Annotated in this window: 18 protein-coding genes; 7 read left to right on the plus strand and 11 right to left on the minus strand. The window is 49.3% G+C overall.

The features are described 5' to 3' along the window. Positions 1 to 30 precede the first annotated feature (30 nt). From FIU95_RS18880 to FIU95_RS18900, 5 genes are all read right to left on the minus strand, one after another. Positions 31 to 975 (minus strand): alpha/beta fold hydrolase, encoded by a 945-nt coding sequence (locus FIU95_RS18880; RefSeq protein WP_253869145.1) that lies wholly within the window; start codon positions 973 to 975, stop codon positions 31 to 33. Positions 976 to 1040: 65 nt separating this feature from the next. Continuing rightward, on the minus strand, positions 1041 to 1382 hold the full coding sequence (locus FIU95_RS18885) for a hypothetical protein (RefSeq protein ID WP_152455500.1): 342 nt from the start codon (positions 1380 to 1382) through the stop codon (positions 1041 to 1043). A gap of 193 nt (positions 1383 to 1575) precedes the next feature. After that, positions 1576 to 2970: an aminotransferase class V-fold PLP-dependent enzyme gene (locus tag FIU95_RS18890; RefSeq protein ID WP_152455502.1), complete on the minus strand. Its 1395-nt coding sequence runs from the start codon at positions 2968 to 2970 to the stop codon at positions 1576 to 1578. A gap of 139 nt (positions 2971 to 3109) precedes the next feature. Next, a complete protein-coding gene (locus FIU95_RS18895; RefSeq protein ID WP_172975459.1) occupies positions 3110 to 3733 on the minus strand; it encodes a GDSL-type esterase/lipase family protein in 624 nt (207 codons plus the stop codon). A 179-nt stretch (positions 3734 to 3912) separates the two neighbouring features. After that, positions 3913 to 4599 carry a helix-turn-helix transcriptional regulator gene (locus FIU95_RS18900; RefSeq protein ID WP_152455506.1) on the minus strand — a complete coding sequence of 229 codons (687 nt, stop codon included), beginning with the start codon at positions 4597 to 4599 and terminating at the stop codon, positions 3913 to 3915. A gap of 86 nt (positions 4600 to 4685) precedes the next feature. Here FIU95_RS18900 and FIU95_RS18905 point away from each other — a divergent pair, with 86 nt between their 5' ends. Together FIU95_RS18905 and FIU95_RS18910 are read left to right on the plus strand one after the other, a co-directional pair. Then, on the plus strand, positions 4686 to 5018 hold the full coding sequence (locus FIU95_RS18905) for an NIPSNAP family protein (protein WP_152455508.1): 333 nt from the start codon (positions 4686 to 4688) through the stop codon (positions 5016 to 5018). A 4-nt stretch (positions 5019 to 5022) separates the two neighbouring features. Continuing rightward, positions 5023 to 5340 (plus strand): antibiotic biosynthesis monooxygenase, encoded by a 318-nt coding sequence (locus tag FIU95_RS18910; protein ID WP_152455509.1) that lies wholly within the window; start codon positions 5023 to 5025, stop codon positions 5338 to 5340. 109 nt (positions 5341 to 5449) lie between these two features. On the opposite strand, the gene FIU95_RS18915 is transcribed toward FIU95_RS18910, so the two are convergent. The 6 genes from FIU95_RS18915 to FIU95_RS18940 are packed head-to-tail and all read right to left on the minus strand — an operon-like array spanning position 5450 to position 11466. Then, positions 5450 to 6610 (minus strand): DUF3570 domain-containing protein, encoded by a 1161-nt coding sequence (locus tag FIU95_RS18915; RefSeq protein ID WP_216646284.1) that lies wholly within the window; start codon positions 6608 to 6610, stop codon positions 5450 to 5452. After that, a complete protein-coding gene (locus FIU95_RS18920; protein WP_152455513.1) occupies positions 6597 to 6815 on the minus strand; it encodes a DUF4266 domain-containing protein in 219 nt (72 codons plus the stop codon). Before FIU95_RS18920 ends, FIU95_RS18915 begins: the two co-directional genes overlap by 14 nt. A 5-nt stretch (positions 6816 to 6820) precedes the next feature. Next, on the minus strand, positions 6821 to 7297 hold the full coding sequence (locus FIU95_RS18925) for a TlpA disulfide reductase family protein (RefSeq protein ID WP_152455515.1): 477 nt from the start codon (positions 7295 to 7297) through the stop codon (positions 6821 to 6823). A 33-nt stretch (positions 7298 to 7330) separates the two neighbouring features. Then, complete coding sequence (locus FIU95_RS18930) at positions 7331 to 7984, minus strand: outer membrane beta-barrel domain-containing protein (protein ID WP_152455517.1); 654 nt, start codon at positions 7982 to 7984, stop codon at positions 7331 to 7333. Next, the gene (locus FIU95_RS18935; protein WP_152455519.1) at positions 7954 to 8850 is read right to left on the minus strand and encodes an outer membrane beta-barrel protein; all 897 of its coding nucleotides are present in this window, start codon (positions 8848 to 8850) and stop codon (positions 7954 to 7956) included. The genes FIU95_RS18930 and FIU95_RS18935 overlap by 31 nt, the downstream gene beginning before the upstream one ends. Positions 8851 to 8853: 3 nt before the next feature. After that, positions 8854 to 11466, minus strand: coding sequence for a PD40 domain-containing protein (locus FIU95_RS18940; protein ID WP_152455521.1), 2613 nt, complete (start codon positions 11464 to 11466; stop codon positions 8854 to 8856). Between the two features lie 226 nt (positions 11467 to 11692). Here FIU95_RS18940 and FIU95_RS18945 point away from each other — a divergent pair, with 226 nt between their 5' ends. The 5 genes from FIU95_RS18945 (at position 11693) to FIU95_RS18965 (ending at position 18784) form a co-directional block, all read left to right on the plus strand. Continuing rightward, positions 11693 to 12919: a hypothetical protein gene (locus FIU95_RS18945; protein ID WP_172975460.1), complete on the plus strand. Its 1227-nt coding sequence runs from the start codon at positions 11693 to 11695 to the stop codon at positions 12917 to 12919. A 5-nt stretch (positions 12920 to 12924) separates the two neighbouring features. Then, a complete protein-coding gene (locus FIU95_RS18950) occupies positions 12925 to 15408 on the plus strand; it encodes a LamG domain-containing protein (protein WP_152455523.1) in 2484 nt (827 codons plus the stop codon). A 155-nt stretch (positions 15409 to 15563) separates the two neighbouring features. Further along, the gene (locus FIU95_RS18955) at positions 15564 to 17135 is read left to right on the plus strand and encodes a general secretion pathway protein GspF (protein WP_152455525.1); all 1572 of its coding nucleotides are present in this window, start codon (positions 15564 to 15566) and stop codon (positions 17133 to 17135) included. A gap of 12 nt (positions 17136 to 17147) precedes the next feature. Continuing rightward, positions 17148 to 18146, plus strand: coding sequence for an FAD:protein FMN transferase (locus tag FIU95_RS18960; RefSeq protein WP_152455527.1), 999 nt, complete (start codon positions 17148 to 17150; stop codon positions 18144 to 18146). A gap of 113 nt (positions 18147 to 18259) precedes the next feature. Beyond that, positions 18260 to 18784 carry an AraC family transcriptional regulator gene (locus FIU95_RS18965; protein ID WP_152455529.1) on the plus strand — a complete coding sequence of 175 codons (525 nt, stop codon included), beginning with the start codon at positions 18260 to 18262 and terminating at the stop codon, positions 18782 to 18784. The last annotated feature ends 2 nt before the right edge of the window (positions 18785 to 18786 follow it).

Consider the following 18786-nt stretch of genomic DNA (forward strand, 5'->3'; position numbering starts at 1 on the left):
CCCCAAACCTGGCCGCTCTGCGGCCTTTATTTATTGCAGTTGCAGATTTTTAAGAAATTTCTTTGCATCGCGAACACTGCCCTTCGCGTGTTCCACATGCGTCATATGTCCGACTTTTTCGTAGGCGATCAACTTACTATTCGGTATTTGATGAGAAAAATATTCGCCTACCTCCAGAGGAATAATTCGATCTTCTGCTCCCCAGAGAAATAAAACTGGAGTCTGGATATTTTCAAGTCCTAAAAGCGGCTGAAAATTAACTGTGGCATTAGCGACAAGATTAATAGCCGTGCCACGATTTTTCTTATAGCGAGAGAGCAGGTAAATACGCTCTACCATTTTTTCCGGCAGCGCATTTGGATTGTAGAAAAAACGGGCCCTTAACATTTTTCTCAGCAGCCCACGGCTACCCAGGTGAGAAACAAAGCGTCGCCCCCAGTAACTGAGTACGAAACGCGCCATTACGGGAGGCATTTTCAACCCCTTGTCACATTGATAACCGCCCGGTGCAATCAGGATTGCGGCTTCAGCAGCATCCGGATGTTCAATCAAGTAGCGCAGTACCGCATTGCCTCCAAAGGAGTGACCAACTAGAACAAACCTCTGCAATCCCATTGTCTCAATAAATCGCGCGATAAAATCTGCCAGGTGCTTCGGGGTATAAGTTCCCCCCGGCAATGGATCTGTGAGACCATGGCCAGGAAGATCCACCAGTATTAGATGGTAATCCCTAGCCAAAACTTTTGCCCACTCACCCCAGCCCCCCAAGGAGTCACCACCACCGTGAAAACATAAAAGCAGTGGGCGCCCCTCCCTGCCTACTTCTCGGTAGTTCACCGAGAAACCATCGGTAAAAGCCAACTGGTTGTAGGAAAAACGAGATAATTCGTTGCGGTTCAGATTAGGGCTGAAAAACGCGATTCCCAGCAACCAGATGAAAATCAGCAGAAGTATAAGGACGATCCAGAATGCCATAATCACGACAGGGCCTCCCTGGCCCGTACTGATTGTTTAAGAAGACAGCGTAATCAGAAAAACCATTATTTTATCGAATTCAATGTCAGCCCTTTGAGGCTGGTCGAGGCGACAGCCACATAAAAGTGCATCAATAAAATCATAAAGAGACCACCAGCCAGAATAAGCCAAAACCGGTTGTACCCCAGGTGACGCATGGATAGGAACCAAGCGCCAAGATTTAACACCTGTAATAGAGCAGATAACCCCGCCAGTAGCGCCGCTTCGGTATAGGCCAGCCAGGTGAGATTAAAAGCAAGGGAGGGAGCCTGAATAATCACCGCAGCAGCCCCCAGCAAGGCTGCAGCCAGGCCGACATTACGCACTGAGTCGAAGGTAACTTCCAAGGCCCGAGGATAATCGCTCATTTGCTCCCTGTGTCCATTTACCCCGTTCTGCCCAATTAAAATCTGTGGGCCAACCAGAAGAATAGACCGCATTCAGCAATGGAGTTCTGAATCCATTAGATAAGCAGCTTACCGAGGCTTAATAAGTATTGCCATCGCGTATTGCGACAGGGCCAGGCCTTGTACACAGGAACTGCCAGGTTATAAGCCGAATTTATTCCTTAGCCTCAAGCACCTGTTCCATCGCCCGGCGGATAGAATTCAATGACAAAGTAATATCCTCCGCCGTGGTAGCCCAAGAAGAGATGCTGAGACGTAACGCCATTCTCCCCTGCCACACGGTCGTACCGAACCAGCACACGCCCTCCTCCTGCACAATACCAACAATCTGCTGCAACGCGGGTTCGTCATTGATACTGGCGACCACCTGATTCAGCACCACTTCATTGAGAATCTCAAAGCCTAAATTGGCCAGGCCATCAGCAAACTGACGGGCAAAATCGCAGCACCGCTCCACCAAATTAGCTACACCTTCACAGCCCATCTCCTGAATCGCCGCCCAGACCTCAACGCCCCGGGCGCGGCGGGAAAACTCAGGCACCATATCTTTCGGTGGTATCTGGACATTAGCCTGTAAATAAGGCGCCTGTGTAGTCATAACATGGTGCACTGCCTGGGCCTCGCGACAGATAGCAACACCACAATCGTAGGGTGTATTCAGCCATTTGTGCCCATCAACAGCCCAGGAGTCCGCCAACGCCACACCCGCGGTCAAGTGTCGCAGCCTAGGTGAAGCCGCCGCCCACAAGCCAAAAGCGCCATCCACATGTACCCAGGCTCCAGCCGCCTTCGCCCTCGGGATAATTTCTTCAAAAGGATCGAAATGACCGGAATTTACGTTGCCTGCCTGCAAACACACGATGGTGGTTTCATCTAATTCGGGGAAAGAATCCACAAGTACCCGACCCTGCTGGTCACAGGGAGCTTTCACCAATTGGTCTGTACCAACTCCGAGAATCGACAAGGCTTTATGCACTGTGACATGGGATTCTTCAGATACAATAATCCTCAGCGGCGGTACTCCGGCGAGTCCCTTTTTAGCCAGATCAATATCCAGTTTCTCATATTGACGGTTCCGCGCCGCAGCCAGACAAACCATGTTCGCCATAGAGGAACCAGTGGTAAATCCAACACTACTTTCTTCCGGCAACTCTAATAATTGCAACAGCCACTGAGCGGCAATGCGCTCCAAGTAAATTGCCGATGGTGCCGATGATTCGAGTACTGCTACCTGGTCCCAGGCCGCATTTAAAATAGAGGCCCCCATTGCCGCCGGAGTAGAACCTCCGACCACCAAACCGAAAAAGCGACCACCGGTACTCGCCACAGTGGCGGGAGATGCGTAATGATGGAGGTCTGCAATCACCTGTTGCGCATCCTGCCCTTTGCGGGGCAGGAAAGAGTTTAATCTTGCCAACTCAGCCAACTCCAATGATGATGGACTAACTCTTCGTTCGCGTATTTTGGATATATACTCCTCAGCACATCGACTTGCCTCAGACAGAGCCTTCAAAGATTCCAAATTACTGGTGATGTTATTGTTTCCCATCTTTCCGCCTCACACTTCCCTTTATCAAAATTCCTCAACATTCTTAGACGGTAGCGAAAATTTCGCAACAAAAATAAAATATCGATCAAATATAAACGATTAATAAGGTCATAAATCACATCCATTCAAAGCAGATAGCCTAAAAATAATTTTTCGAAATAAAATCCCAGGTCTGCTCACAAAGTAATTGATGCCCAACGGGGTTTGCATGGAGCCCATCTTCAGAAAGCAGTGGAATAATCTCCAGTGAGCCCCATAAACTTTCAAAATCTAGAACGGGGGTGCCCTCACTCAAGGCCACCTCTCTCACCACTTGGCTATACAGCTGTGCATCTTTTTGAAAGAAATAGCTATCACTATCACGATAGGGCGTTGTTTGCCGCTCATCAAAGGGGATGCCGGTCATGACAAAGCTGGGGGCCATTTTACTGGATGCTTGCAGTAGCTCTAACATCGCTTGGCGAAAAAAATCCAAAGCTACCGTATTCTTTGACTCTTCCCCACCAATACGGCAAATATCATTATAGCCGGGGTAGAGCCCTATTAAATGAGGCCTTCTCACAGAGAGTTCCGCTGAAACGCGCTGAGTAAGCGATACAACACTTTCACCAAATATTCCCAATGCGTAGACTAAGTTTTTGGGATTCAAAGGTTCGAAACGGAAACGAAACCTTTGAACAAAGCCTCCCAGCTCCGTATCACCTCGGCCATAGATGGAGCTGGAACCAATAAAGGCTATCTTTTTGGGAACTCTTCTAGTCACAGGAATAACCTACACGTTAATTTGGATTGCCTACACGCTACAAGTCACCACCAACAGAAAAATAGTTTCAAAAATAAATGAACCACTAACTAAAAGAGCAGTTATTCAAGCAATATAAAATTCCTATATAAATAGGCGGGTAATACACCCATTTACCGCCCGTCACCAAATTTCAAATCTTAAATTTCAAATAATACTCGATAGTTATGCAGGAATTTCTTAAGACCGGCGTTTGAGAAATCAATCACGCGAGAGTCCAATCTTCTCCGCGCCCAGTTTTTGCTAAGCGCATCCTCTAATATCCATTGACCCAGACTGCCTGCCATATGGTTGCGTCTCTCACTCCAGTCTAGACAAGACTTGCACAATGGACGCCGAGCATTTTTCAACCCCTCAATATCAACACCTAGATTTGAGAAAAATCCCCTCCCTGTTTCGGTCAATTCCGCACTCTGAGACTCTTCGATGATGACACCTTCTGCCATTAAAGAGTCATATAGGGCAACACCGAGGCTCCCGGCCAGGTGATCGTAACAAATTCGAGCTTTTCTCAGGTCCGGATTTGCAGGGCCAGTACCAACGCTTCTTTGCGTCTGCGTACTACTTATATTGAGCAGCTTCTCCAGTATTTCCGCCACCTCATGATCGCGCAACTGAAAATACTTATGGCGCCCCTGTTTGCGCACCACCAGTAAACCACCCTCGGTGAGCTTGGATAAATGCGTACTCGCTGTCTGAGCACTAATATCAGCCTCACAGGCCAACTCGGTTGCCGTCAGGGCTTTGCCACTCATCAGTGCCATTAGCATTCTCGAGCGAGTCTTATCACCAATCAGACCCGCCACCAGGGAGATATCAGGCTCCATACACACACCAGATAGTTCGTTGTAGATCGAAGCATAGAAAATGCCGAGCCATAGAATGCAACTTATTCCAAACAGAGGCAAAACCTATGATGATTACCTGCTTTATCGAGTATCGTATAAACCCCCATCAACTGGATGAATTCAAAGAGTATGCAGAGAATTGGGGACAAATTATCCCTGAGTGCGGAGGCGAACTCTTAGGCTATTTTCTACCCCATGAAGGCACAAATAATCGTGCCGTTGGACTGATCAGTTTCGATAGTCTGGCGAGTTACGAGCAATATAGAGCACGACTAAAATCATCGGAAGATGGCCATCACAATTTTTTATTTGCCCAAAGGCATCAATTTATTCTGGAGGAAAAGCGCTCATTCCTCACCGCTGTCCCTTCTACTTATAGACGCTTGAAGGGAGGCTAGAGCCTTGATTGCAGTAATCTTTGAAGTTAAACCTAAAAAGGATAGCAAAGAGGTCTACTTTTCCAAAGCACGGCAACTGAGAGAGTTCCTCGAACAGATTGATGGGTTTATCTCTGTGGAGAGGTTCGAGAGCCTCACCAACCCAGATAACCTTCTTTCGCTATCTTTTTGGCGGGACGAGCAAGCCGTACGATCCTGGAAGTGCCAGTTCCAGCATCGGAATGCTCAACAACTGGGCAGAGACAAGCTGTTTGATCACTACCGGATACGAGTTGCCAAAGTAATAAAGGATTATGATATTGATCGAGATGATGAGAATTAATCCTCTCTAGCTTTCAATTTCAACCACTCCTCTCAATGGGAAGTATGCTTCCCTATTGAGAGGAGTTCTGAGTTTCGACAATCGATATCCAATTGAAAGAAAGGGATTATCAAATTCGCACCGTCCAGAAAAGGCGGATTACATTTGCAGAGAAACTATAGGCTGGCTCGCTTCCAGGTGTTATGGCACTGCCATCATCATGCACCGTTACGTCTAGGAAGTCTTCATAGTCAAAAAGAATATGATCCCAGTAGAAACTAATACTGTTCTTTTGGCTGAATAGCGACCAGCGTTGTGGCAACTCATAGGAAATCCCCAAACCAAAGGCCAAGGTGGTGAAATTACTCATTTCCTTATCTCGCGCGCGGAAATTAGTGGCATTCAGATAAGGAAATAAGTCGCTGTAAAAATCTGCGCTGGATTGTTGGTAATAGCGGATCTTACCTTCAAGAATCCACTCATCTTGCTCTTCCAAGGGATGGGTATAACGAAATTCAATATTATCCGCATTTATCCCCCAACTATCCGCATAGCGACGATACTCACCTTTTATTGATGCGCGGTAGGGCAACCGATATTTAGCCCGAATAGACACGGCATCACTGTTGCGTGTTCTTGGGTAAAGCTCAGCCTGGTAACTAAAACCTGTACCAGATGCAGGGTCCAAGTAGCGTACGCTACGGTAGGGATTGTTGAGAAATCCCTCATCGGAGACCGTCTCGACACTCAACTCAGCAATCAACTTTTGAGTAAGTATCTGGTTCCAGCTGAACGCGTAGCGGCGATGTTCCGCTTCATCAGCAAAATTATCGTCGCCATTACGATATACATCGTCGCTACCATAGCTGACACGTAGATCAACGGTACTAAGGTCACCGAAAAATCCCTGGCTGATACCAAAAGCAACTGTCTCTGCCTCATAGTCATTTTCCGAACTATTGGTATAACCCACACTAATGGTTGTTTTATCTACCAAATAGTCTGCACCGAGAGAGTATTGATCTCGCTGTTCAGAATATTTACTGGCAGTTGCTTCCACATCAATAGAGGCTCCGGAAATCATATCCACATAGTAATTTGCAGAGAAGGAAACATTGCTACCAATATTCTTGCGAATCAATACCGAGGGGCCATCAATGGTTACGCCTCCACCACTATACGCATGATACATATTATCGGCCCGCTCCTCAGGTAACACAGCAGCAGAAACAAAGACCGGAAAAACTACCCCTAAAGCGAGGCAATAGCGCAACAATTTAGTTACAACCACATCCGCCTCCACTACCACCTTCGGCTCCCCTGGCCGCTTCACGAGCTTCATAGACATGGTTCATATAACTAGCGGCAACCGGATCTCTTTCAAAACTCATAATTGGGTCCGCCAGATATTGACGTTCGTAAGGAGCAATCCAGGGCGTTACTGTGCAGCCACTGAATAGCGATACCGACAACAGCGGCAACAAGTAGCGCAACATAACTATTACTCTCGGATTAATTCCTTGATAATCTTTTTATAGGCTGCCTCATCACCGTCACGATAGCCTTTATGGATATGACGGACATTGCCATCTCTGTCTATAAAAACGGTGCTCGGCATAGCATCAATACCGTACATTTTGCTCACCTCACTGGTGCTATCAAACAAGATGGGGAAATCCACCGGTATTTTCCCCAATAATTTCTCAGCATCAGATCGATGTGCATCCACATTTACCCCCCAAACCTGAAAACCAGCTGCGGAGTAACGCTCGTGTAACTGATCCAGTAAAGGCATTTCTTGCCGACAGGGCCCACACCAGGATGCCCAGAAATTCAGCATAATCACTTCACCACGCTGTTCCGCCAGGCGCAGGTTTGCTCCTTGATTAGAAGCCAGAGTGAAATCTCTAGAAGGTTCGGAAGCACTAATTCCTATCGACGATACAAGTAATACAATTGAGACAACGAGCCGTAACATATTAAAAATCCTTATCAACTATTTTTAAAATAATTAGAAAAATACAGTAAATCCTAATTGGCTAGACAGGTTGTGGGTGGTTTGTGCTTCGCCAAATAATTCGTGTTCAAATACGTGATCACGCACATCAAAACGTAATGCCAACCAATCATTGGCCAACAAACGCACTCCGACACCGAAGTTGTAGGTAAAATGCTCTTCATCTGCAAAAGAGGTATTTCCGGCGCCACTTACCAAGTAAAAATCAGTATTGAATGCCCAGTCATCCGAGATAAAATATTCTCCTTGAAAAATATTCCAGCCCAGAGAGAAGTTGTAATAGCTCAGCTCCCTTTGCTCATCGGTCAATAGAGGAGCAGCACCACTTAAACGCTCAAAGCTGGACTCACCTAGCTCAGTTTGCGCATAGGTGCCCTCCATAAATAAATCTTCAGTAACATGGTAGGAAACTGATGTACCATAAAGTGCATTGGAGCCAAAGTCTTCTACATTAATAACCCCGGCAAAAATACCCAGCTCAATATTTTCACTATCGATCAGTGCATCACGCACCTCACGACGCTCCAAATCTGAAACGACAATATCTGCGATAATATCCTCACCTTGCTGGGCAACACAGGCTTGGGCACTAAACAGTGCGGATAGGGTTGCAGTGCCTACAGATATACGTCGAAACCAAGTTTCCACTCGACTATCTCCTGATTATTTTCCCGCGAGGTGAACAGGTAGTGGTTGGCGTATTCCGCCTTAAGGGCAAAACGGCGCGATAAATAGGTTTTTATCCCTATGCCTGCCAGCATGACTGTATCCTGGCGATCTTCTGTAGCGATAATAGTTGCGTTAGGCGATGTGATATTCAGACCAGCACCAAGTAGAAAATAAGGAGACATTCGCCAGTGTGGGAACGGCTGATGTACTACTGCCATTTGATACACTTGGCTATCAGAAAACTCGCCGACTGCCTGAGTAGCCCGCAATTCGGTAGCTAAATTAGAGGTAAATTGGTAGCCGAGCGTTGTCCCCAAAGAGTTGGCTCCGGCAAAATCGCCATAGGAGAAACCCAGATAAAAGAAACCTGCATCCACGTCCCTGAAATCTGGTAGGGGAACTCGCACCAGCTCACCTTCCTCGCCATAAATTTCCTGCAGATCCGAAATCCGTACCCAACCGGTTTTATTACGCGGTGCCAACACTTTTACCCAATCGGTACGGCGCTTAAGCAACCAGATTTTTTCGCCATATTCAGCTACGTGAAAAATTGGATAGCCACGACCGGGGCCTCGATAAATATTGATATATGCATTACCCACTGTAACCCGCTCAGCGTCATCAGGTATGTCGGGTTGAGCATCAATAACAATGGGATTTATTGGGTTCGCTTTTTCATCTTCTGCTGGGAGTCCCTCTGGTAAATTCTCCAAAGCTGTTTGCACTTCAACGTCTACCCCCTCAACGGCTTGTGTATCGTTGGCACCATCTGCAAATACCAAAGCAGAGAGCAAGTTGGTTCCCAACAGTAGGGTCGTTAAAACATATTTTTTGATAATGGACATAGATCAATCAGCCGGCGCAGCAAAAGGATCGTTATAGTACTGGGCGCCGATATCCAACCACTCAGCAATCAGGCGCAATTCAGCTGGCTGCAGTAATCCCGCGTGCGCACCACCGGGAGAGAACACTGGAAAAAAAGTGCTTTCTGCCGCATTTTCAGCCAGAACTGAAGAGCTGGTTACAACAACCATCACCGGAATAGGATTACCATTCGCATCGAGAATTAAATTTCCATCTTCATCGGTTTCAAATACCGGGTTGCCCTGGTTATCCGTCTCCTGTCGCATCCGCGGAGTTAAAATTCCGCCGACAAGATCCAATATCGGACTGTCAACCAGTAGCTCGGCATAAGAGGTAAACCAAGCATCGTTTGCACTGGATGCGCTGGCGGTGAGATCCAGTTGCGCAGCAGGGACTCGTGTAGCGCCAGCGGCATCTACTGGGGAGTGGCAGGCTATACAGGTGTTGTCACTAATCACTGTGCCGGTGTTATCCACAACCTGACGTGGTAACTCCCAGATTGGCTGGATATGCTGTTCGTAGTGAATAACACTCCGACAATTGCTATTCCAATTATCTAGACAGACCAGCGGCGCAGGGATTTCAGTCAATAAATCGGCGTAGGTCAGGGATATATCAGTATCTTTGGCGCGAACTGCTGGATCGGTCCAGACATCAGAAAAGTGTATATCCCCTTTTAATCCAACTTCTCCAACAATCCGAGCCAATAACTGCGCCATGGTTTCACCCATTTCTGCCTGCAACGCGGGCTCGGTATTGGCAAAGGGCGCTGCAGAAGTCGGGGCTCCCTTCCAGGCAGATTCCAGCTGCATATCCGCGCGACCATGCGCGACTTCACTCTCGCTAGTGTGACAGCCATTACAGCTACGTACTTCGCCAGGTCGCAACTGCAGCCAGTTATTGTGCTGCTCAAAAATTCTCTTGCCCTCAGCATCCACTACTGAAATTGCGAAGGGAATATCAGCTGGTACTTTGACTCGTACAGAACCATCGGGTTGTATAGGTGTATAACCCAGGATTTCGCGCATACCCTGTCGACGGTTGCGCCCAAAAGCCGAACCATCAAAATCCAGAATATCATCGTCTGGAATCGCCACCGCTTTAACGATACGCAGGAAACGCGCAGGGCGCTCATCGGCAGTAGTGATAGCAGGATCAGCGAGAGTTTCTATTCCCGCTATATCCTCACCATCAAAATCGTAGACACTACGGACATCCAAAATACCCACTGACTCCTGCACTAGATCGCCATCTACGTCTATTCCAGGAATTGGATCGGGAATATAAGTTGGCTCTGTGTGGGGCTCCAGGGCCACACCCTCAGAAATCATTTCGCCTTCTTCTGCGACGATAATTGGCAATTGGGTGCCGGCCTCGTAATCATAGATCCACAGGCCAAAAAGCGGATCAGCTAAAACCGGCTCCTCTTCTTCCCCTATTGTTTCCGGGCAAGGGCGCAGTAGCTCCGTTTCTTCCTCCACAATACGACATTCACTCCAGGAGACGAGCAGCCTGCTAGTGCCATCGTAGAAAGGCCACGCTGCAGAGAATGTGCCATGGTATGAGAGTGTCCCATCAGTGGTGACTTCAGCAAAGGAGATAGAGTGCTGACCAACCAGATCACCCTCGCCGCCGGCCTCACTGTAAGCTTCGCTGTAATTTATTCCATCGATAGCCACTAGGTCGCCGCCGTAACTTACTCCCGCAGGTGAACGCAGGTTTACCAGTAAACGTCCATCTGGCATTTCACGCGGTTTGGAGAAAGTCGCAATAGAGTTTTCGGTGCCGGTTTCCTGGCTGTGGTAACCATAATGGAATGACAGGTCACTACCATCTGGTTTGATGGTATACAGGCTTAAACGATCTACACCGGCGGCATTATCCCAACGATTAAACAGGATACGCCCATTATTCAGTACAGTGGGATTGAGATCGTGGCTTTGATTGAATGAGATCTGACGAATATCACTGCCATCCGCCTCCATCACATGTAATACAAAAGCGGGTGCATCCTGATCATCTGTCAGAGCAGAAAATTGAGGCTTATTATCATCCAGTAACAAAGCACGCGCTCGGCGTTGGCGACTAGAAGAAAAAACTATACGTCCATCTGGCAAGAAAGCCGGGGCAACATCCTGCCCTTCCTCTGCAACAAGGTCGGATTGTATGACTCTTTTCAGTTCTTTGGTTTCAAGATCATATAACCAGATATTCCAGGTAGGTTGCTCATCGTCATCAGCATCTTCCAATTCCGGTGCGCGCATCGCGAATATCAGGCGCTGGCCATCTGCTGAGGTATTCAGGTCTTTAACATCGTAGTCACCGGTAAAAACTTCTGCGGTAATTACCGTCTCTGCAGCACTTGCTGTAGCCCGATCCTTAAGGACCAGCTCGGCTCCAGGGAAAAAATCCTGGGGTTGGTATACGCTGTCTGGCTCCAGGGTACCTTCATCATCCTTAATAAGCTGGCGACGCACGAAGGCAATAGGGTAATCCACTGCCACCGGATCTTCCGCCTGCTCCCCACCACTTGAGGAACCACCGCCACTACAAGCAGCTACCAACAGCAGTAGCGGCACTGCACGCAAAGATTTCATTATTTTTTATCCACCCGGCATAGGCACCAGCAATATGCCGGTAATATTTGCTGAAGGCCCTTCATTATTCTGTGCGCGGTTATTACCGCTGAGGGTAATTCTCGCAAGTTGCGCACAAAAAGTTTGCCAACTGGGACGCAAATATTAAAAGTCATTCTGACATTATCGAAATTCGCTTTTAGTATGCCTTGACATACCCCACTGACCCCATCGACAAAATAATCCAATGAAAAATAATTCGTCCCGAGCGCATAAGATCCAGCTCACAGTGGTAGGCGCAATAATTGGGGCCGGCCTTTGGAATCTTCCAGCTCTCGCTGCCCCACAGGATCAGGCCCTGCAAATTCACAGCCGTATCACCGGCACCATTCCCTCTGAAAGTGTATTGCTGGATATGGCCGAGGACATTGCCAACGGCGATCCTGCCAGCGCTGCCTATACAGCGATGCAACACGATGATTTCTTTAATGTGACCCTGAAAAATCTGGCCACTCCCTGGACTAACGAAGAGCAGGATGTGTTTGCGCCATTGAACGATTACAGTGCAACCGTTATCGGCATGGTGCGGGACGATATGGATTTTCGCCAATTGCTATCGGCAAATATTCTGTATACCGGGAATGTTTCCGGGTTGCCAGGCTACAGCACCAGTAATAATGATCACTACGAAGCTCTGGAAGCTGGTGGTTATTCCCTGAAAGAAAATCTCACCCAACAGAGTCAGTCATCCCTCAATGGACTCCCTGCCAGCGCCACCGCTGGGGTGATTACCAGTCGCGCCGCAGCAAAAGCCTTTTTTAGTGCTGGCACCAACCGAGCTATGTTCCGTTTTACTCTGCTCAACCACATGTGCCGGGATATGGAACAAGTGCAAGACAGCACTCGGCCACCGGATCGAATTCGCCAAGATGTGAGTCGCAGCCCAGGTGGGGATAGCCGGGTATTCCAGAACAACTGCGTCAGCTGTCATAGCGGCATGGACCCTATGGCCCAAGCATTCGCTTATTACGATTATGTCTACGATGCGGACAATGATCCGGAAGGTAATAACGGAGCCCTCGACTACAACGGCGCAGGAGATACAGACCCGGAAACCGGTAGTCGCGTGAAGGCCAAAAACCATATTAATGCGGCAAATTTTCCCCATGGATATCAGCTACCCGACGACCGCTGGGATAACTACTGGCGTGAAGGGCCCAACCTTCACCTGGGGTGGAGCAGCGCCCTGCCCGGTAGCGGTAACGGGGCAAAGTCTCTCGGTGAAGAATTCGCTAATAGTCGTGCTTTCGCCACCTGCCAAGTCACCAAAGTTTTTCGCCAAGTGTGCTTACGTGAACCCGAAGATGCCAGTGATCGCGCACGCATAGAAACCATCACGGACAACTTCAGCAGCTCCGGTTACAAACTGAAGCAGGTATACGCCGACACTGCAGTTTATTGCGCGGGGGATTAATAACAATGAAAACTTTTAAAAACCTGCAGATATTCACCTTCCTGTGCACAGTCGCATTTCTTGCCGCTTGTAGTGGCGGCAGTGGCCAGGATACGGAAGAGCAGCCAAATACCAACCAATCCAATAATGGTGCCAGCTATTCAGGGCCAGCACCAGAAACCGAGGATGTCAAACAGTACAAGCGCTATATCTGGGATAACCTGGCCGAACAAAATCGCTGTGGTAGCTGCCACGTAGAAGGCGCACAGAGCCCCCATTTTGTGCGTGGTGATGATATTAATGCAGCCTACGATGTTGGTCGCGAATTAGTAAATCTGAGCCTCCCAGAGGAATCTCGCCTGGTCACTAAAGTAGGTGGTGGGCACAACTGTTGGCTCTCCAGCGACGACGCCTGCGCTGAAATTATTACCAATTATATTGAAGAGTGGGCCCGAGCCAGCGGCGGCCTCAGTAATACCGTCACATTAACTCCCCCTATTGAACGCGATGTGGGTGCGAGTAAGAGCTTCCCGGTCTCCAGTAGTAACTTCGGTACTACCGTTTACCCGGTACTACGTAACTACTGTGCCAACTGTCACAGTGAGGATGCCGCGCTCACACAAAAACCTTATTTTGCCAGCTCCGATTTGGATCTCGCCTACGAAGAGGCGAAAAGCAAAATGAACCTGGACACCCCCGCGGACTCACGCTTCTCCGTGCGTCTGGGTAGTGAATTCCACAACTGTTGGGATGATTGCTCAGATAACGAAACGGAGATGACAGCTGCCATCCAGGCCTTTGCCGACAGTATTGCTACTACTGAGGTCAATCCAGATTGGGTTCTTAGTAAAGCCCTGCTTCTCACCGATGGCATCGTCGCCAGTAGTGGAGGCCGCATAGAAAATAATGCGATCGCCCTGTATGAATTCAAAACCGGCAGCGGCACCACGGCCTATGACACCTCCGGGGTAAACCCAGCCATTGATTTAGCTCTTTCAGGCGATGTGGAGTGGATCGAGTCCTGGGGTTTACAGCTGAAAGGGGGTAAGGCCCAGGGCGCTACGGCTACGAGTCGCAAGTTATACGAAACCCTCACAGCCACCGGCGAATACTCCATTGAGGTTTGGGCCGCGCCGGCCAATGTCACCCAGGAAGGTCCCGCGCGTTTAATCACCTATTCCGGCGGCGACGATATTCGCAACTTCACCCTTGGCCAGGCGCAGTACAGTTACACATTCCAGAACCGCAGTGACAATACTGATGCGGACGGCATGCCAGCGCTAATGACTGATGATGCCGACCAACTGGTACAAGCCAGCTTGCAACATGTGGTCACGACCTACGACCCGATCAATGGCCGTAAACTCTTTGTAAACGGCGCCGATACCGGAGAAATAGACCCCAGCGAAGCGGGCCTACTCAGCACTTGGGATGACACCTTTGCCCTAGCGGTTGGTAGTGAAGTGAGCAACGGAAATAGCTGGCAGGGTTCTATCCGCATGCTGGCAATTCACTCTCGCGCACTCTCTGCCGAGGATATTGCCACCAACTATGAAGTAGGTGTGGGAGAAAAATACTTCCTGCTATTTAAAGTTGAAGAGCACACCGGCATTGCCGAAAGCTATGTAATGTTTACCGTTCAGCAGTTCGACAACTACGCCTACCTGTTCAGTGAACCTACCTTTATCAGCCTGGACGAAAGTGTCGATCCGAAAGGTATCGCTATCGAAGGCATGCGTATCGGTATTAATGGTCGCGAGGCGGAAGTGGGTCAGTCCTGGGCCAACTTATCCACCGAAATCGATGATAGTTACGTGCCCCTGCAAGGCCAGCAGCTATCGAGGCTGGGTACCATCATTACCCTCGATAAGGGCCCGCTGGAAGATGAGTTTTTCCTCTCCTTCGAACGTATCGGCAATGTCACTTTTACCCGAGTGGAACCCACCCCTGCGGCCCCACCGGAATCGGCGGACCTGGAAGCCCAACCACGTATCGGCCTACGACGTTTCGAGCAGATCAATGCCAGTCTGTCACGCGCCACCGGTATTTCCAGCGCCCACCCGGATGTGATGGAAACCTGGGAAACCGTGAAGCGCCAGCTACCTGTATCCAGTGATATCACCGGATTCCTGGCTGCACAACAAATGGGTATCACCCAGCTTGCCGTGAAGTACTGCAGCACCTTGGTAGACTCCAATGAGCGCAGTGGTTACTTCCCAGGCTTTGATTTTAATGCTTCCGCTAATACGGCTTTCGACAGCGCTAGCAAACGGGCGCTGGTGATTAATCCATTAATGGAAAGCCTACTGGGCCACGAAATGAACTGGCACGACGGCAGCCACTCGCAGCTGTCGAATGCACCAGATCTGAGTACCGTGGAAGCAGAATTGAACAATCTGATCAATACCATGACCGCTTGTGGTAATGGTTGTGAAGCAGGGCGGACCGAGACCACGGTCAAGGCAGTATGCGCAGCCGCCATGGGCAGCGCGATGATCCTGATTCACTGATTATGAACGGACTATTGCCCAGGTGCGATTTTAAACACCACGCCTGGGCAATCTAATCGAGCTCCAGAAGAACCTGTTGAAGAATTTTTTCAACAGCCTTCATAAAAATTTAAAAAATAATTAACCGGCCCATCGGATATAAATCCGCAAAGACTATGAGCAAGAAAAAACATTTTGAGCTGGACCAGCCCCTACATCACCCGGACCACCATCGCCCGGTAACCCGTCGTGATTTTCTCGCCCAGGGTTTTCGTGCGGGCATGGCGACAGTATTAGGTGGCTCTGTATTTAGCATGTTCGCCAATCCACGTAATGCCCATGCAGCTCTATCTTCCGATCTGGAAGGCCTGCGCAAGAGCAACGGTGGCCCTTGTGATGTAAGCGCTTTCGGCGCCGGTAAAATCCCCTTTATCTGTTTCGACCTCGCCGGTGGAGCCAATATCGCTGGCTCCAATGTATTGGTAGGCAAACAAGGTGGCCAAATGGATTTTCTCGGCACGGCCGGTTACAACAAACAGGGCCTGCCGGGCGATATGATCCCCTCTGCGGGTGCAGGTTTTGTCAACACCGACCTGGGCCTCGCCTTCCATAGCGACAGCGGCATATTGCGCGGTATCTTGGAAAAAGTGAGCTCCGGCACCGCTACTGCTACCAATGGAGCGGTGATCCCGGCGCGCTCGGAAAACGATACCGGCAACAACCCCCACAACCCCATGTACGGTATCAATCAGGCCGGGGCCAATGGTTCCCTATTGGCCCTGATCGGCTCTCGCTCCAGTGATTCCGGTGGAAATTCCATGGCTCCGTCGGCAATGATCAACCCAGAAGTACGCCCCACCAAAGTGGACAGGCCTTCTGATGTTACCGGCCTCGTTGATGTGGGCGATTTGGTGGGACTGCTTAGCCAGGAAGACACGGTGGCAGTAATGGAATCCATGTATCGTATTTCTGATGCCAAGCTGGGGAAGGTAAACACCCGCGTGGGAGCCGACGCGATTATCAAGGACATGGTGCGCTGCGGTTACATGAAAAGCGCCGACTTAGCGGACCGCTTCGGTAATCCCGCCGATCTTAACCCCGAGGCCGACCCGGATATCGTCGGTCCCTCCGGTATTTTTACCAGCGCTGAACTGAGCGGGGATGGGGAATTCCGCAAAACCGCCTCAGCGATGAAACTAGTGGTGAATGGCTATGCCGGTGCCGGCACTATCACCATGGGCGGCTACGACTACCATACCGGCGACCGCGCCACCGGTGAGATGCGCGACCTTCGCGCCGGCCGCTGCATTGGCGCCTGCCTGGAGTATGCTGCACGTCGCAACCAGCCGCTGATGATTTATGTCTTCAGCGATGGTTCGGTTTTCTCCAACGGAATGATCGACGACTCTGTCGAAGGTCGTGGCAAGGGTGTGTGGACCGGGGACGATCAGCAAACCGCTGCTTCTTTCTTCCTGGTATACAACCCTGCGGGGCGCCCGCAATTACTCGGTGGCAGTGCCGACGAACAGGCAAGACACCAACAGCTGGGTTATATGCGTTCCTCCGGGGATGTAGAAACGTCCTCAAGCCCCGCCGCCAACAACGTCAATCTATTGGTGGAAACTGTAGTGTTGAACTACCTGGCCCTACATGGCGAACAGGATAACTTTGCCAGCCTCTTCCCCAACCATGGACTCGGAAACGGCACTCTCATAGACAGCATGACCGCTTTTGCCCCCATAAGATAATGTGAAATCGAAATGCTGCGTTTTATTCGATCCATCCTAATAGGCAGTGCTGCTCTCTGTGCAGCACCGGCACTGGCCGAGTGGCATTATGCCGAGCGTGCAATTATGGGGACTGAAGTCAGCCTGCAGCTTTGGCATGAAGATGCCAGTGAAGCGGAAAACCTGATTGAAAAGGTGATGGCAGAATTCCATCGCCTGGATAACCAACTGTCACCCTACAAACCAGAGAGTGAATTGTCCCAAGTCAATCGCGAAGCAGGTAGAACAGCGGTCAATATTTCTGATGAGCTGCTTTCTCTGGTGGATAAGTCTATCTGGTTTAGCCGCCTGACCGATGGAGCCTTCGATATCAGCTACGCTACTCTCGGCAAGCATTATGATTTCCGCAATAAAAAAAGGGCTGACACGGCCCTTACCGATTCTCTGTTGAAAGCTCTGAATTACCGTCACTTGCATCTAAATAAAAAGTCAAAAACCCTACGATTTGGTCACAAGGAGACAAAAATTGACCTAGGTGGCATTGCCAAGGGTTACGCTGTGGATAAAGCCATTCAGATTCTCGAACAGGCTGAAGTCTGTTGCGCCAGTGTCAGCGCCGGTGGCGATGCACGTATGCTCGGTGATAAACACGGTGAACCCTGGCTGGTAGGCATTCGCCATCCACGAGAGAAAAGCAAAAATGCCGCTGTGATCCCCCTAAGTGACACTGCCATTTCAACTTCCGGTGATTACGAGCGTTTTTTTATTGATGAACAACAAGAGCGTGTCCATCATATTTTTAATCCAAATACCGGAAAGCCCGCCGATACAACAGTTGGGGATAGCGATAAATTAATCAGTGTCAGCATTATCGGCCCAAGGGGTTTTGATACTGACCCGCTTTCCACCAGCGTATTTGTCCTGGGTAAGGAAAAAGGACTGGCACTCATTGATCGCCTGCCCCAATTTGAAGCGGTGGTTATCGACAGTAACAAACGTCTGTTTTTCAGCCAGGGACTGATAAATCCATAATAAACGTTCCAACGTCATAAAAAAATTGCCAACGGGATCACACCAGATAGCTACGCCCCTGACATAATTTGCGCCATTACACAATAAAGCCAAAAACAATCGAAAGGCCTTCCATGGGACGCGTTCTCCAGCTGTTTATTTTCTCACTCGTCCTCGTGTTGAGCGTAGCGTCTCAAGCTCAGAAAGAGTCTTTTTCCGCTGAAAAGCTGGAAAATCTAAAGCGCGATGTCATTAAGTTAAACCGGGATTTGTTAATCCTGGAAGAGGACCTACTCTACCCGGCACAAAGCCAAGTGGCTTTTTATGTTTCTGTGGATATTGGCCACTATTTCCAGCTGGACGCAGTCAAATTACATATCGACAATAAACTCACGGCTAGCCACCTGTATACCGAACATCAGCGCAATGCCCTTGTTCGCGGTGGTATTCAACCCCTGCACAAAGGCAACCTAAAGTCTGGTAACTACACCATTTCCGCATTCTTTACTGGCCTTGGGCCCCAAGGACGTGAGTATAAGCGGGGTGCTACTTTAGAGCTGGAAAAGACCGATGAGCCCGTTGTAATCGAGTTACGAATCTCAGATAAAACCGGCAAGCAACAGCCGGACTTTGAACTCATTCAATGGCCCACGCCCTGATT

The sequence above is a fragment of the Microbulbifer sp. THAF38 genome (assembly GCF_009363535.1).
Classification (GTDB): domain Bacteria; phylum Pseudomonadota; class Gammaproteobacteria; order Pseudomonadales; family Cellvibrionaceae; genus Microbulbifer.